A 16,436-nucleotide genomic window follows, 5' to 3' on the forward strand; every position below is an offset into this window, starting at 1 on the left:
AACCGCATAGCTAATGACAACCGAGCAAGTAAAAGAGTTGAAGGCCAGAGTAGAGGCCTTAAGGAGGTACCTTTGACTACGATGCCAAGAAAGAGCAGGTAGCCGAAACCGAAGTACGCACCACTGCCCCCAACTTCTGGGACGATCCCAAAGAAGCCGAAAAAGTACTGAAAGAAGTAAAGTCTGTTAAAGTCTGGACAGACCATTATGATGAAGTAGAGAAAGCTGTTTCTGATTTTGAAGTGCTCTTTGATTTCTATAAAGAAGGAGATGTGTCGGAAGAAGATATACAGCAGGAGTATAAGAAAGCTGTAGAGGCTGTGGAAGGGCTTGAGTTTAAGCGTATGCTAAGCGGCGAGGAAGATCAACTAAGTGCTATACTTGAGATCAATCCCGGGGCTGGCGGTACCGAAAGCCAGGACTGGGCCGAAATGCTGATGCGCATGTACATTATGTGGGCCGAGTCGCATAACTTCGGTGTAAAGCAGATCAACTACAATGCCGGTGAAGGCGCAGGGATAAAGTCGGCTACGCTGGAAATTACCGGCGACTTTGCTTATGGTTATCTTAAATCAGAGATAGGGGTGCATCGCCTGGTACGCATCTCACCGTTCGATTCTGGTGGCCGCCGCCATACTTCGTTTGCCTCGGTATTTGCTTACCCTGTGGTAGATGATACTATAAATATTGAGATCAACCCTAGCGACATAGACTGGGATACGTACCGTGCAGGTGGCGCAGGCGGACAGAACGTGAACAAAGTGGAAACGGCAGTTCGCCTGAAGCACAAGCCAACTGGTATTGTGATAGAGTGTCAGATAGAGCGTTCGCAGCTGATGAACAAGGAGCACGCCCTACGCATGCTTAAGTCACGCCTTTACCAGATAGAGATGGAGAAACGCAACGAAGAACGCGATCGCATTGAAAGCACAAAGAAGCGCATCGACTTTGGCTCTCAGATTCGGAATTACGTGCTGCACCCTTACAAACTTGTAAAGGACATTAGAACAGGTGTAGAACGTTCGGATGTACAGAATGTGCTGGATGGTGACTTAGATGAATATATTAAGGCATTTCTGATGCAAGCGTAGAAGGTTTTCTACTAGATAAAGCAGCGGGGGCTATCATTTTTAGTGATAGCCCCCGCTGCTTTTTTGTTACAGGATGAAATTTCATGATTTACGTTGAATTTCACACAGTTAAGGTGTTAGTCCATAATTGCACTTAATATTATTATATAAAGTACAAATAAGCTTTCATTAATAGGACTATTTCTATATTGAAAGATTTTTATTGCAATGTAAAATATTGATATACAAACATATATGATTGCATATATTAGATATGTTTAATCGGTTTTAGTGATTAAAAGCTAACCTTTTTTTTAACTGAATTCGTAAAACCACTTTGATATGTTGTACTATCTAAATAATTAATTTGTATGAAAAGAGGTCTACTACTAACCTTTTTATTGGCGATACTGCTGTCAATAGAAGGTTTCTCACAAACAACTCAGACCATCAAAGGTCGGGTAACCGACGCTGAGACAGGTCAGGCTTTACCAGGTGTTGCAGTACTGGTAAAGGGCACTACAACAGGTACTACTACAGGAGCTAATGGTGAATATGCACTTGAGGTACCTATACCTGTAAACACAAAAGTTCTTCAGTTCAGATTTATAGGATATGGGGTAGTAGAGCGAGCCATAGGCAGCACTACCACTATAGACGCACAGTTAAGTGTCGATACCAAACAGCTTAGTGAAGTTGTTGTTACAGCGTTTGGTATTGAAAAAGAAGAGAAGGCTCTCAGCTATTCAGTGCAACAGGTAACAGGTGAAGAGGTAAACAGAACTAATCAGCCAAATGTTACCAACGCTATTCAGGGTAAAGTAGCTGGGGTTATCGTTCGGCAGTCGAGTGGTCTGCCAGGCTCATCTTCTACCATTACTGTTCGTGGTAACCGCTCTTTTACAGGTAACAACCAACCATTATATGTAGTGGATGGCATGCCAATTGAAAGTAATGCCATTCAACAAGCTGGTGGTACAGGTATAGGCGTTGGCGGTGTAAGTGGTACTGATGCCTCTGCGCGTGCTCTTGATATTAATCCAAATGATATTGAATCTATTTCTGTACTGAAAGGAGGTGCCGCGGCTGCTCTCTATGGCGTTCGAGCTGCTAATGGCGTAGTGTTAATTACAACAAAGAAGGGTAAAGGTGTAGGGCCAAACGAAAAAGCTAGAATAACTTTCAACTCTGATTTTTCATTCGACCGCGTTTCAAGACTTCCTGAATTACAGGATACTTATGCTCAGGGCTCTGGAGGAGTTTTTAACTCGACCACATCCCTCTCTTGGGGTCCCAGAATAAGCTCTCTCTCAACAGTAACAACGCCTCTGGGAGATCAGATTCCAGCGCAAGTTTTTGATAACGTAGACCCTTTCTTTGAAACAGGACATACATGGACAAATGGTATTACTGTAGCAAATAATGGAGCTATAGGAAATTATGCTGTTTCTTTGAGCTATACAGATCAGGAAGGTATAATCCCAACAACAGGTATGGAACGTTTTAACGGTAAAGTTGGTGGTGATTTTAAGGCGGGTGAAAAAGTAAGTATAGGAGCCTCCATAAACTACTCAGATGTTCATATAGATAAAGTGCCGGGAGGTTCTAACCTATCAAACCCGCTATTTACACTTTATGCAGCGCCAAGAACATTTGATCTTTGGGGGACACCGTTTAACTTCCCAGGACAGCCCTTCAGACAAGTTAATTACAGGAGCTCTATTGATAACCCAAGATGGTCGCTGGCAAACAACAGATTTTTTGAAGATACCCGGCGCGTAATAAGTTCTGCCAGCATTAATTACAAGCCGCTCGACTGGATTACCCTCAATTACCGATTAGGTGGTGACTTCTTTGTAACAGATGGTAAAGAAGTTTATGAATTAGGATCTGGTTTTACCGGTGGTTTTACGAATCCTCCATCAGGTGGTCAGATAAACGACTTTAGCTACATTCAGAATCAGGTAAACTCAAATTTGTCATTAACATTTAACCGTGATTTGACAGAAGATTTAAATGTTACTTTATTGCTTGGTAATGAGATATATAATATCTGGAACCGCTTGATAAATAACACTGGTTTTGGTATTGCTCAAGGCGGATTTGGTAATATAAATAACACAACAGTACAAACAGCCTCCGAGACGGTAACGGAACGTAGAGTTGCTGGTTTTTATGCAAACGCAGAATTAGGATTCAAAAACTTCTTATTTGTAAATGCATCAGCTAGACAGGACTATGTTTCTAACCTTGCACGTGGAAACCGTGACTTCTTCTATCCTTCAGTAGGTGTTGCACTAGCTTTCACCGATGCGTTTGATATAGGAACTGATGTTCTGAACTTTGGTAAGATAAGAGCTTCATATGCTGAAGCTGGTCAGGCCCCTGATGACGCTTTTATTACCAGAAACGTGTTTATACAAGGTGGTGCAGGCTCAGGTTTCCTGAATGATGATATTCAGTTTCCGTTTAACAGCCGCATAGGGTACACCTTAAGCAATGTTTTCAGAACAGAAGACCTGCGTCCACAGAATACAAGAACTATAGAGTTTGGTGGTGATTTTAGATTTTTCGACAACCGCCTATCTTTTGACTATACCTACTATATACAGACAACAGAAGATCAGATATTTAGTGTGCCAGCCTCTCCTGCCTCTGGTTTTACATCAGAGTTCAGAAACGCAGGTAAGCTAGAAACAACTGGACATGAACTAATTGCTACAATAGTTCCAGTTAAGACAGATGCTTTTGATTGGGCTCTCACAACGAACTTTACAGCATATAAGAACGAAGTAAAAGAGTTAGCTCCGGGTGTGGAGAATATTTTCCTTGGAGGTTTTACAACTCCGAATATCCGGGCAGAGGCAGGAGCTCAGTACCCGATCATCTTTGGTACATCTTTCGTTCGTGACGACGCCGGGAATATTGTAGTGGATAGCCGCCAAACAGTAGGGGGTAAAGCTAATCCAACTTATGGCATGCCATTACAGGGACCTGCAAAAAACATTGGCAATGTGCAGCCTGATTTCGAAATAACTTTTACAAATACACTTACATTCAAGAATATAAGTTTGGCTGCCCAGTTAGACTGGAGAAAAGGTGGCAACATGTATGCGGGTAATACTCGCCTTCTTAAACTATATGGTATGGCTGAGCTTACTGAAGATCGTGAAACACCAAAAGTATTTGGTGGGTCTAAAGGCTTCTTCGATGCAGATGGTAACTTAGTTGTTGAAGGACCTAACGACATAGCTGTGGTACAAGGTCAGGTTTTCTGGCAAAATGCAATGGATGCTATTACAGAGTCTAATGTTTACTCTACAAGCTTTGTAAGATTGAGAGAAGTAGCTCTGAATTATACTTTGCCATCATCTCTGATTGAGGGTACTTTTATTAGGAATGCTTCTATTGTCTTAACAGGACGTAACCTATTCCTTATCACAGACTATCCAAACTTTGACCCAGAGACAAGTGTAGGTGGCGCTAGTAACTTCCAAGGTTTGGAGTATGTGACACTTCCACAGACAAGAAGCTTTGGCGCAGGTATTAAAGTTACTTTTTAAACGCTAGAAACGACAGTTATGAAAAAGAATAAATTTATGAGCTTTATCCTAGCAGTTGGCCTAGTTTTAGGTAGCTCTGCTTGTGACGAAGACACACTCGATGAAATAGACACCAATCCGAATAACCCGGAGGATGTTTCTATAAGTTTACTGATGCCTCAGGTAACGATGGCTGTACCTACAGCTGTTACAGGGGTAGACTTAGCTTGGTATTCTTCAGTTTTTGTACAACATACAGCAGGAGTGCACGCGCAAATGCAGGATGCTGACCGCCGTTCAGGTCTTACTGATGCAACACTTCTTAATAACGTGTGGGTGAGTATCTATGCACTTGTACTGCCGGATTTGAACGAGATTATCAGGAAAGGATCTGAAGGTGGAAGTGAAGAAGGTAGCTGGACACAGGTAGGTATAGCAAAAGTTTTGAAGGCATATACTTTATCAGTCGCAACTGATGCCTGGGGACCTGTACCAGCTAGTCAGGCAAGTCAGGGTATTGAGAACAGAAAGCCAGGCTTTGATGCGCAGCAGGCGGTATACAACCAAATACAATCTTTACTGGATGAAGCAATAGCTGACTTGGCTAAGCAATCGGCGACAAATCCGGGTGGGCAGGACTTTATATATGGTGGTAGTGCAGCTAAATGGACAAGGGCGGCTTATTCACTTAAAGCAAGGTACTACAACCGGCTAAGTAATATTAACCCGCAGGAGTCTGCTAGAAATGCTCTTGATGCAGCTGCAAAGGGTTTCCAAAGCTCTGCAGATAATTTTACCTTTAATATGTATGTGGCGTCAGCAATAGGTGAGCATCCTTGGTTCCAGGAGAAGAATGACCGTAGCCATCATGCTGTAAGTGTATCTTTTGTACAGACGCTGCAAAGTTTAAACGATCCACGTTTACAAGCAATGGTAGCACCAGCTCCTACACCAGGTGTAATTACAGGCGCACCTAACGGAACTCTGACAAACGATCAGGCAAATAAACTGTTTTCTGATGTAACGCCAGCGGTACTTGCTCCAAATTCTCCAATGCCAATGATGACCTATGATGAGCTGAAATTTATTGAAGCTGAAGCCCACTTAAGATTGGGAGCTACAGGTGCGGCTTTTACAGCCTACCAAGAAGGTATTCGTGCCGCAATGAGACGCCAGATTAATGCAACTGATGCTGCGATAACTGCTTATCTGGCAAATGCAGCTCTGCCTCAATCTGCCGGAGCTTTGTCATTAGAGAATATCATACGTCAGAAATGGATAGCGTTTTTCTATTTCCAACCATTTGAAGCATATAATGACTGGAGAAGAACGGACTTTCCTGCCTTTATAGACGACCATCAAATTTCTCCTCCACCATTACGTTTCCCTTATCCACAATCAGAGTTAGATGCGAACATTGAGAATGTGCCTGATATCGGAGGGGTTCAGATCTTTAGCAACCCAATTTGGTGGATGGACGGTGTAGAAGAATTATAAAATCAAAATTAATTTAACTGAAAAAGGCCCGGCATTAGTTCTGTCGGGCCTTTTAGTTGCTTAAAGAATAAATAATTTTAGCCTTAATGTACTTTGATACATCTTATTCAATGGTTAAACATTGAAATTGTTATACTATCTTTTATCGCTCATTTACTTGTAAAGAATCCAATCTAATGTATTAATCTATTACATATGAAAAGGTTGATAAATGCATTTATAGTGTTTAAACACTGTTTTTTATCTATAAAAAAAGATTTGCAAACAGTTGCTTTTGATGTTAAAGGTCAATATAATTGATGAAAGAATAGGACTTCCTACTAGGTAAGATACAATAGTTGATGTAAGTGAAAAGCAGTCTTTATTCGTTTCCTTTTATTTATAGTGCTGCGTCTGTTGTAGAGCGCATCACGTTTTAATACTTCTCCATTTACTTTTTTGAATTACATCATTTCGGAAAAATTCGCCTTTTCTCTGAAATGTGTTATCTGATATTTTTTATGCTCTTAGAATGGGTCAGGGAAAACTATTGCCTATTCCAAAGCATCGATACATATTTTACTAACCTAATTATTACCTATTATTCACCTTAATTCAAACACTTAAATGAGAAAACTATTACTCATGAGTCTTGTTTTGACGCTCACCCTGCTTAACCAGGCAGTTGCGCAAAGCAAGACCGTGTCTGGTAAAGTAACAGACCAGACCAACGCGCAAGGGCTGCCGGGTGTAGCAGTCGTTGTAAAAGGTACATCTGTGGGTACCACAACAAGTGCAGATGGTACATACTCTATCAACGTGCCGGCAAACTCAAATACGCTGGTTTTCCGTTTCATCGGTTATTTACCGGTTGAGAAGACAATTGGTAATACATCAACCATAAATGTTGGCATGGCCTTAGACAACAAGCAGCTGCAAGAGGTTGTTGTAACAGGATATGCTACAAAAAGCAAAGAAGAGTTTACAGGAGCAGCGGCTTCTGTAACAGGCGAGGCTATCAAAGACCGACCTGTTCAGAGCTTTGCACAGGCCTTAACCGGTCAGGCAGCTGGTGTAAACATCGTTCAGCCAAACGGTGTGTTAAACAACCCGCCGGTAATCCGTATCCGTGGTATCAACTCTATCTCTCTTAGCTCATTCCCGCTTGTAGTTGTTGATGGTATTCCGATTGCAACAGGCGATGCGTCTCCAAACTCTGCTGCCAACAACCCACTTGGCGATATCAACCCGTCTGATATTGAGTCTATTGACATTCTTAAAGATGCTGCTTCTACCTCTATCTATGGATCGAGAGCAGCTGCCGGTGTTTTAATCATTACAACCAAGAAAGGTAAGCAAGGAAAAGCTAAAGTATCATACGATGGCTGGGTAGGAACAGGCGTTGCAGCACGCCTACCTGAACTACTGAACGCGGAGCAATATGTGGAATATAAAAATGAAGCTGTACGTAATGCGCTTTCTGTAAACACGGCTCTAGTTCCAACTGCGCAACGTGACGCAAACGGAGTAAGCTTCTTCCCTGGTGAAGGAAACGTGGATACTAAATGGTATGATGAAATATATCGTCGTTCAGTTTCTCAGAACCACACATTCTCTGTTTCTGGTGGTAACGAAAATACTTCCTACTATTTTTCAGCAGGTATATCAGATCAGGATGGCTTTATAAAGACAAACTCTTTTACCCGAAGAAACACCAGGTTAAATATTAACCATAAAGTTACAGACTGGTTCAACTTCAGAGGGAATGTTACTTACTCAAACTCTATGAACATGGCGCCTCAAACAGGTTCACTTCCAGGAACTTCGTTTGCATCATCTGGTTTGGCTCGTCTGGCGTTGGTACTTCCTCCAAACGTGGCTCCACGTAATGCGGATGGCAGCTACAACATTACTGGCTCTAATACGATTGGGCAGGGTAAGAACTTGGCAGCTATTACATTCCAGAACCCACTTCCTATAATGGATCTGAATACAAACACATCTGAGAATACAAGGTTGATCTCTAACATTGGTGCCGATTTCAACATTTTTAAAGGCCTTACAGCCAGAACAACATATTCTTATGATAGAGGCAACACTGAGAATATTCAATTCTGGAATCCACAACACGGTGACGGTTGGAGCTGGGGAGGTCAGGCATTTAACAGTACAGCCAGAAGAGAGAACTGGAACTGGGTTAACACATTGCAGTACGAGACTACATTTGGCGAAAAACATAATATCTCCTTATTGGCAGGTACAGACGTTCAGAAAACTACTGTAGATACCTGGGGATCTGTACGTCAGACGTTAACTGATGTGGGTTTTGATTTATACCAAGCAGGCTATACAACTAATGTGGCTGGTGGTAATGGTATTAGTTACAGAGCTTACGAGTCTTACCTGTCTAGCTTGAACTACAACTATGGTGGCAAATATTTCTTAAGTGCTAACTTCAGAAGAGACGGCAACTCTGCGTTAGCCACTAAGCAGCGTTGGGGTAACTTCGGTGGTGCATCAGTTGGTTGGGCACTGTCTGAGGAAAACTTCTTCAAGAATAGCTCACTTGCCAACACAGTATCAAATGTACGCCTTAAAGGTAGCTGGGGCCGTGTAGGTAATGGTAACCTGCCTAGCGATTTCGGTTCTTATTCTCTGTTTGGAACAGGCCTATACGGTGATATCTCTACGTTGGCGTACGCGCAGGCTGGTAACGAGTTCCTGTCGTGGGAGACAAGTGATCAGACTAACATCGGTTTAGACCTGGCTTTCTTGAACAACAGAATTACATTTGAGACAAACTATTACAAGAATGATGTTAACGGACTGATCCTGGAGGCACCACAAGCGCCATCTAAAGGTATCCCTGGAAACAGCATCCTACAGAACGTTGGCTCTATGTATAACGAAGGTCTTGAATTCTCATTGGGTGCAACACCGATAGATAGAGGTAAGTTTTCATGGAAAACTAACTTTAACCTGACACTGAATAAGAACGAAGTTACTGCACTGGCAGGCGGAAACGCTCCTATTCCAGGTGTAACTCAGTTAGAGACTGCTAACCTTACAAGCGTAGGTAATTCAGTAGGTAGCCTTTGGGTAGTTAGAACAAACGGTGTTAACCCTCAGAATGGTAGAAGAATCTTTATTAACAAGAAAGGTGAAGAAGTACAGTACCTGCACGGTGGTGGCGCTAACGCCTGGACTTACCTAGACGGTAAAGTAGCTTCTGCTGTAACAGCTGCTGATGCTTCTGCTATGTACAACACCCTGCCAACCTGGTACGGTGGTTTCAACAACAACTTCACGTACGGTAACTTCGACCTGAGCATAATGTTTACGTACTCTGGCGGTAACTATATCTACAACGGTACACAGGCTGGCTTAAGAGACCAGCGTTTCTGGAACAACCACACAGATGTGTTGAGCCGCTGGCAGAAAGAGGGTGATCAAACTGAAATCCCTCGTCCAATCTTCGGCGATAACGTATCAAACGGTTCTTCTTTCCCAATCGATGTAAACGTTGAAAAAGGCGATTTCCTTCGTCTGCAGAACACTGTATTAGGTTATAGACTGCCTGCTCAGCTGTTTGGTAAAACTGGTATCTCATCGCTGAGAGTGTACGGCCAGATCGACAATGCATTCTTGCTTACAAAGTATAGCGGCGTTGACCCAGAGATATCTACAAACGGTAATTCTAACCTGGCTCCGGGCGTAGAGCGTAACACGGTGCCGCAGGGCAGAATGTTTACAATGGGTGTTAACCTAGGCTTTTAATCCTTAAGATCATTACCAATGAATATACTTAACAAAACAAATAAAAAATACTTACTAAGGCTGGCCTTGCTAAGTATTCCTTTAGCTCCGATGATGTCTTCGTGCGCGGATGACTTCCTGGAGGCACAACCACGTACTTCAGTTTCTGTAGAAAATGCCTTTGATACTCCTGAGCGTGTTGAGGCACAGGCTAACGGACTTTATGCCACAATCAAATCTGGTGCGTTTCTTGGAGGCCGTTACCAGGTTTACAACGATGTGCGTGCAGAGGAGTTCATCAACCGCCTGAACAACGGCGTGACAGGGGCGTGGGCTTATGCGCACACCATTGGCGGCGACGACACATACCTGGCAAACTTCTGGATCACAGGATACCTGGCCATTAACCGGTCTAACCTGTTCCTGGAAGGCCTGGATGCAAACGCTACCAAAATAGACCCTGCGAAACTGCAGCAGTACAAAGGAGAAGCAAAGTTTGTGCGCGCACTAACTTACTTTTACCTGGTACAGATCTATGCCAAGCCTTATGCAATTGATAACGGAGCTTCCCCTGGACTGCCGCTTAGGTTAAAAGGAGAGACTGGCCCGGATAATAACGGTATGGCAAGAAGCACAGTAGCACAGATCTATGCCCAAATCCTAAAGGACCTGAACGAAGCTGAGGCGGAACTTCCGTCTAACTATAGCTCAGGAAGCCTTAACACGACACGTGCTCATAAGAATACCGCGATTGCCCTTAAAACGCGTGTATATTTAACCATGAAGAATTATGCAAAAGTGATTGAAGAAGGAAACAAGATTGTTTCCGCAAATGCTCCTTTCACTTCTCCTAATCGTGTAGCGCACGCTCTGCAGTCAAATATCAAGAACGTGTTCACTAACTACACTACAACGGAGTCTATCTTCTCGATGCCGATGACTAACAACAGTGCTCCTGGTACACAGAACCAGTTAGGATATTACTACAATGGTTCGCCTAACGGTAACAGAGAGTACTACCTGAATGTGAACGCGACTGGCATTAAGGGAATTTATACAAACTCTCAGTTCAGAGATACAGATGCGCGTAAAACTGACTTAACTGCTACTATCTCTGGCCAGCGTTATGTTACTAAGTTCAGTGGTGTTACGCCATTTACTGACTGGGTTCCGATTATCAGATACTCTGAGGTGCTGTTAAACCTGGCAGAGGCAGAAGCTGAGGTAGGTAGCCAGACACGTGCCATTGCACTACTGGAGGCAGTTCATAAACGCTCAGATGCTACATGGACTTACACTGGTACTACGAAAACTGACCTTATAGACGCTATCCTGACTGAAAGAAGGATAGAGTTGTTGGCAGAAGGCTTCAGAACAAATGATATTATGAGAAGAGGCCTTGCTATACCATCAGTAGGAGCCGGTGCTCAAATACCAGTAGCTGATAGCAGGTATACATTCCCGATTCCAACAAGGGAGTATCAGACTAACCCGCTACTGTAGAGTTTCTTAGCTAATTTTTTTCTCATACATTTCTAAAAGCCCGCCGTCGTTTGACTGGCGGGCTTTTCTTTTGTATCAGGAAATGTATTATACTGTTGCTTTGTTTACCTTAAAATAAATTTAAGCTGATAATTTTGCGGCAGCTAAGTTTATACTTTTAGCCATACTTTATACTTATGCTTTTACCAAACTACAGCGGCTATACATTAGAGGCAGGCATTGATGAAGCAGGACGCGGCTGTTTGGCCGGACCTGTTGTGGCTGCCGCAGTTATACTTCCCTCAGACTATAGCCACCCGCTTTTAAACGATTCGAAGCAACTGAACCGAAAGCAGCGGGAGCAGCTGCGCGAGGTTATACTTCAGGATGCTGTCTGTTGGGCAGTAGGTGAAGGAAGCCCATCTGAGATTGACCAGATAAACATCCTGAATGCAACTTACCTGGCTATGCACCGTGCCATTAAAGGGCTGCAGCAGCACCCGGAGTACCTGCTTATTGATGGTAACAGGTTTAAGACAAACTTAGCAACGCCTTACGCCTGTATTGTGAAGGGCGACGGAAAGTATTTATCTATTGCAGCTGCGTCGGTGCTGGCTAAGACTTACCGCGACGATTATATGTGCAGCTTAACAGGGGATTGTGAAAGGTATGGCTGGGAGCAGAATGCAGGCTATCCTACAAAAAAGCACAGAGATGCTATTCTTAAGTATGGCGCTTCGGTACATCATAGGCAGTCGTTTACGCTGCTGCCCAATCAGTTAGATGTGTTACTATAAGTAATTTCGCACCAAATTTATACTTATAGCGGCTAGGGCTACTACTTTAATTTGATCAGGTCCAGGAAAAGGCTGAAGCTGTCTAGTGAAGAGTGGCTTTTCTCAAAGCTGTCAAAAGAAAGCGGTTTTACGATATAACCAGACACGTTTAGGCGCTGAGCGGCCATCCTATCTGTTTCCTCGTTCGAGGTGGTCATGATGAATACTGGGATGTGACTGAATTCTGGCTCACGTCTAAGCTCTGTTAGAAACTCAATCCCATTCATTTTAGGCATGTTAATATCCAGAAGTATAACGCTTGGAGCAGGCGTTATTTTAGGTGCTCCCTCGCCACGCAACATGTTCAATGCCTCACGGCCATTGCGTGCAACATGAATAGGATGTTCTATATTAATCTTTTTAAGCTCACGTTCCACATTCATAATATCCAAGTAGTCATCTTCTACTAAAAGGATATTTACTTTATTGTCAGTCATTTATAAATTCGTCTGGTGCGTTAGAAACAAAACTACTAAAATTCTTCCTCTTTTGCCTTACTTTTTGGCCAGGTAAAGGTAAATGTAGCACCCTGCCCCGGCTGCGAATCGAGCCAGATGGTGCCGCCCTGCCACTCCACAATTTTCTTAACGATGGTTAAGCCAACTCCAGTACTTTCTACAGCGTCGCGTTCCTGCAATGTCTGGAAAATAACGAAGATGCGGTCATGGTAATCAGGGTCAATGCCCGGGCCATCGTCTGAAACAGAGAACACATGATGCGTGTCAGTTTCGTGATGGCGAATTGTGATTAGCCCTTTCTCTTTATCGTGATATTTAATGGCATTGCTGATCAGGTTGCTGAACACCTGCTGCAGCTGTATACGGATAGTATGAAGAAGAGGCAGGCTATCCTGTACATCAAACGTAAATTTATTGCTTGGCGAAAGCATGTCTATTACCTCCACCAGTAGCTCGTTCACATCCACATCTTCTTCTACCTGCCCGGTGCGGCCAATACGTGCAAGGGCAAGTATACCGTTTATCAGGTTCTCCATGCGGTGCACCCTAACACGCATCATCATCAGGTACTCTTGCACGTTTGGCGGCATTTGTGAGCCCATGTCTTCTTCCACCCAACGCGACGCGACCTCAATGCCCCGCAGCGGAGCCTTCAGGTCATGCGAAACTACATAGGCAAACTGGTCAAGCTCTTTGTTTTTCCTGTCCAGCTCTGTAAATGTTTCGTCGATGGTGGCAGACATCCGGTTCAGAGAGTGCGACAGCTGGCTTAGTTCGTCTTTGGAGGTATCGATAATGTGGGTTTTATAATCACCCTTGGAAATCTGCTCAGCTAGCTTCACCATTTTCATGATGCGCTCTGTAATGATCCTAACAATATAATAGGCCCAGCTCAGCGCAAGTATAACCGACAGGATGGTAAGTATAGTAGAAACCTGGCGGGTTGTATCTAAACTTTGGCTAAGACGTGCATTTCGCTCTCCTCTCACCTGGTACTCATACGCATTAAATTCCCGGAAAATAACGCGTATAGAGTCTACAACAGCTTTCTCCCCTAATACCAAGCTGTCTATCTGTGCTGTAAAGTCTTGGCCTGAGCCAATTGTATCGGCTTTTACAATAGCAATAAGCGGCTCGGCGTAGTTTTCTTCAAATTCTCTCTGATATTCTATAATTCTATTTATTCGCGCAGTCTGTTCGGGTGCATCTGCTGTGTATACTTTTATTTCATTAAACAAATTGCCGAGTATGCCTTTGGCAGTATAGTATGGCTGAAGGAATGTCTGGTTGCCGTTAAGCAGGTAACCGCGCAAACCGGTTTCCATATCAATAATATTACGTTGCAAGGCAGCAGAATTCCGCACTACGATCTGGGAACGAGTAACCCAATGTGAGTTCTGAATTACATCCTCAGATAGCTGGAAGTTTACGATGGCCACAGCCGTAAATAACACCGAGATCAGAATGAACCCGAGAAACAGTTTTACAGATAATTTCATTGATTAGAAAGTCCTATCATGGCAGACACTGAGCACCTGTTGTACAGGTGTACAAAAGTTCGCGCTCTTTTAGCCTATAAGTATAAGCCAGGCTATGAGCATTTTGCAAGATAAGCTGTAAAACTATATAGGAGGTACTAGAGTTGAAATATAGGGTGCTTTATTAGATGACATTGGTTCCTTTAGCTAATTATACCGTAGCAATAACGGGAAACGATATAATCTGGTTTAACATTATTTTGCACTCTTTCTGTGCTTTTCGAAGATATTTAAAGTGGCAGAAAGTATAACTGCATCCGTGCTGATTTGCTGGAAGTGGAATGTTAATTAATTTCGGATGCGGTTGAAATTTAATTAATTTTGCTACTTAACCACACAGAAACAGCATTACCAAATGGAACTTAAGAAAATAGCTTTAAACGACGTGCACGAGGCGCTTGGTGCTAAAATGGTGCCTTTTGCAGGTTATAATATGCCGGTTCGTTACTCATCAGACCTAGAAGAACACAACACAGTGCGCAACGCAGTGGGTATTTTTGATGTGTCGCACATGGGTGAGTTCATGCTGCGCGGGCCAAAAGCTTTGGACCTGATCCAGCGCATTACCTCTAACGATGCCTCAAAGTTAGCTGATGGCAAAGTGCAGTACTCTTGCTTCCCGAACGAGGAAGGCGGTATTGTAGATGATTTACTGGTGTACCGTTTAGGCGAGGAAGAATATATGCTGGTGGTTAATGCCTCTAACATAGAAAAAGACTGGGCCTGGGTAAGCAAGTATAACACAGAAGGTGTGGAGTTGGAGAATATCTCTGATGAGATGTCTTTGTTTGCCGTACAGGGGCCAAAAGCTGTTGATGCGCTTCAGCCGTTAACTAAAATTGACCTGGCAAACATGGTATACTATACGTTTGACAAAGGTGAGTTCGCTGGTGTGCAGGACGTGATTGTTTCAGCTACGGGCTACACTGGCTCGGGTGGCTTCGAGATCTATGTAAAGAACGAGGATGCCAAAAAAGTATTTGATGCCATTATGGAGGCAGGCAAGGAGCATGGTATTAAGCCAATTGGTTTAGGTGCCCGCGACACGCTACGCCTGGAAATGGGCTTTTGCTTGTATGGTAACGACATAAACGACACTACATCGCCGTTGGAGGCAGGCTTGGGCTGGATCACGAAGTTTGATAAAGACTTTACCAATGCGGCAAATCTTAAAGCGCAGAAAGAAGCAGGCGTTACGCGTAAACTGATTGGGTTTGAGATGTTGGAGAAAGCCATCCCGAGAGCACATTACGAGATAGTGAATGAAGCTGGTGAGCAAGTAGGAGAGGTTACTTCAGGCACTATGTCGCCATCGATGGGCAAAGGCATTGGTATGGGATACGTAACAACAGACTACAGCAAGCCAGGCAAAGAGATCTTTGTGCGTGTCCGTAACAAAGACATGAAAGCACAAGTGGTAAAACTGCCTATCCTTAAAAAGTAAATACATTACTAGGTTGCTGAATGGTTAAGCTGTGGAAATTTGAATTTCAGTAGTTTAACCATTCAGTATTCTAACCATCTGATATTAATAAATAAGTGATGCCAAGTATAGATGTGTGCTACAGCCCGGAGCTGCTGCACTTGTATGATCTGAAGGGAAAGGCTGTGGTGGCCGTGGATATTCTGCGTGCTACCTCTACTATGGTTACTGCTTTTGCCCACGGTGCCACAGATATCTTTCCGGTAATGAAGCTGGAAGAATGCCAGGCATTTGCCGAAAGAGGCTGCCTGATAGCCGCTGAACGCGATGGTATAAAAGCTGAAGGTTTTGACTTGGGAAACTCTCCGTTTGCTTACATGAACGGCAATGTGCAGGGCAAAGCTATCGCCATTACAACTACCAACGGCACCCGGGCCATCCATCTGTCTATGGAGGCGGAGGAGATCGTGATAGGTTCTTTTTTAAATTTACAGGCCGTTACAAATCACCTGCTGGACCTGCAACTGGACGTGCTGGTAGTTTGCGCCGGCTGGAAAGGCAAGTTTAACCTGGAAGATACATTATACGCCGGTGCATTAGTGGAGCGCTTGCAGCATGCCTTCTCATTCGAGAACGATGCAACGCTTGCCTCCCTATACTTGTACCAGACCGCAAAGCAAGATCTTGTAACTTTCCTGCGTCAGTCGTCGCATGTGCGGCGCCTCGAGAACTTGGAGATACACAAAGATACTGAGTTCTGCCTGCAGCACGACGTGTACAGCACGCTGCCAGTCTGGAAAAATGACAGGCTGGTGGACATAGCCGCAAAAAGAGAACTGGCATAAAAGTATAAAG

General features: G+C 43.6%; 10 protein-coding genes. 8 read left to right on the forward strand and 2 right to left on the reverse strand.

Annotated elements, in window-relative coordinates; all coding sequences use genetic code 11:
• Positions 1-13 precede the first annotated feature (13 nt).
• The 6 genes from prfB to H8S84_RS10120 all read left to right on the forward strand — a co-directional run bounded on the left by prfB (position 14) and on the right by H8S84_RS10120 (position 12,123).
• A protein-coding gene (gene prfB, locus H8S84_RS10095; RefSeq protein WP_187067190.1) for a peptide chain release factor 2 occupies positions 14-1,091 on the forward strand; the annotation gives its coding sequence in 2 pieces (ribosomal slippage) (positions 14-73 and positions 75-1,091; 1,077 coding nt in all).
• A 350-nt stretch (positions 1,092-1,441) separates the two neighbouring features.
• Positions 1,442-4,633, forward strand: a complete 3,192-nt coding sequence (locus H8S84_RS10100) for a SusC/RagA family TonB-linked outer membrane protein (protein WP_187067191.1) — start codon at positions 1,442-1,444, stop codon at positions 4,631-4,633.
• An 18-nt stretch (positions 4,634-4,651) separates the two neighbouring features.
• Complete coding sequence (locus H8S84_RS10105) at positions 4,652-6,109, forward strand: SusD/RagB family nutrient-binding outer membrane lipoprotein (protein ID WP_187067192.1); 1,458 nt, start codon at positions 4,652-4,654, stop codon at positions 6,107-6,109.
• Between the two features lie 606 nt (positions 6,110-6,715).
• Positions 6,716-9,865, forward strand: a complete 3,150-nt coding sequence (locus H8S84_RS10110; protein ID WP_187067193.1) for a SusC/RagA family TonB-linked outer membrane protein — start codon at positions 6,716-6,718, stop codon at positions 9,863-9,865.
• 18 nt (positions 9,866-9,883) lie between these two features.
• Positions 9,884-11,347 carry a RagB/SusD family nutrient uptake outer membrane protein gene (locus tag H8S84_RS10115; RefSeq protein WP_187067194.1) on the forward strand — a complete coding sequence of 488 codons (1,464 nt, stop codon included), beginning with the start codon at positions 9,884-9,886 and terminating at the stop codon, positions 11,345-11,347.
• Between the two features lie 176 nt (positions 11,348-11,523).
• Positions 11,524-12,123 (forward strand): ribonuclease HII, encoded by a 600-nt coding sequence (locus tag H8S84_RS10120; RefSeq protein WP_187067195.1) that lies wholly within the window; start codon positions 11,524-11,526, stop codon positions 12,121-12,123.
• 41 nt (positions 12,124-12,164) lie between these two features.
• Here H8S84_RS10120 and H8S84_RS10125 read toward each other — a convergent pair whose 3' ends face one another.
• Complete coding sequence (locus tag H8S84_RS10125) at positions 12,165-12,599, reverse strand: response regulator (RefSeq protein WP_187067196.1); 435 nt, start codon at positions 12,597-12,599, stop codon at positions 12,165-12,167.
• 35 nt (positions 12,600-12,634) lie between these two features.
• Complete coding sequence (locus H8S84_RS10130; protein WP_187067197.1) at positions 12,635-14,119, reverse strand: sensor histidine kinase; 1,485 nt, start codon at positions 14,117-14,119, stop codon at positions 12,635-12,637.
• Positions 14,120-14,513: 394 nt separating this feature from the next.
• On the opposite strand from H8S84_RS10130, the gene gcvT reads away from it, so the two are divergent.
• A complete protein-coding gene (gene gcvT / locus H8S84_RS10135; protein WP_187067198.1) occupies positions 14,514-15,602 on the forward strand; it encodes a glycine cleavage system aminomethyltransferase GcvT in 1,089 nt (362 codons plus the stop codon).
• Positions 15,603-15,700: 98 nt separating this feature from the next.
• On the forward strand, positions 15,701-16,426 hold the full coding sequence (locus H8S84_RS10140; protein ID WP_187067199.1) for a 2-phosphosulfolactate phosphatase: 726 nt from the start codon (positions 15,701-15,703) through the stop codon (positions 16,424-16,426).
• Positions 16,427-16,436: the final 10 nt, after the last annotated feature.

The organism is Pontibacter cellulosilyticus (assembly GCF_014306105.1).
Taxonomy (GTDB): Bacteria; Bacteroidota; Bacteroidia; order Cytophagales; family Hymenobacteraceae; genus Pontibacter; species Pontibacter cellulosilyticus.

Excerpts from the sequence above, each read along its gene's own strand:
- H8S84_RS10105 (WP_187067192.1), top strand. The coding sequence starts at position 4,652 with ATGAAAAAGAATAAATTTATGAGCTTTATCCTAGCAGTTGGCCTAGTT.
- H8S84_RS10115 (WP_187067194.1), top strand. The coding sequence starts at position 9,884 with ATGAATATACTTAACAAAACAAATAAAAAATACTTACTAAGGCTGGCC.
- gcvT (WP_187067198.1), top strand. The coding sequence starts at position 14,514 with ATGGAACTTAAGAAAATAGCTTTAAACGACGTGCACGAGGCGCTTGGT.
- H8S84_RS10120 (WP_187067195.1), top strand. The coding sequence starts at position 11,524 with ATGCTTTTACCAAACTACAGCGGCTATACATTAGAGGCAGGCATTGAT.
- H8S84_RS10110 (WP_187067193.1), top strand. The coding sequence starts at position 6,716 with ATGAGAAAACTATTACTCATGAGTCTTGTTTTGACGCTCACCCTGCTT.
- H8S84_RS10125 (WP_187067196.1), bottom strand. The coding sequence starts at position 12,599 with ATGACTGACAATAAAGTAAATATCCTTTTAGTAGAAGATGACTACTTG.
- H8S84_RS10130 (WP_187067197.1), bottom strand. The coding sequence starts at position 14,119 with ATGAAATTATCTGTAAAACTGTTTCTCGGGTTCATTCTGATCTCGGTG.
- H8S84_RS10100 (WP_187067191.1), top strand. The coding sequence starts at position 1,442 with ATGAAAAGAGGTCTACTACTAACCTTTTTATTGGCGATACTGCTGTCA.
- H8S84_RS10140 (WP_187067199.1), top strand. The coding sequence starts at position 15,701 with ATGCCAAGTATAGATGTGTGCTACAGCCCGGAGCTGCTGCACTTGTAT.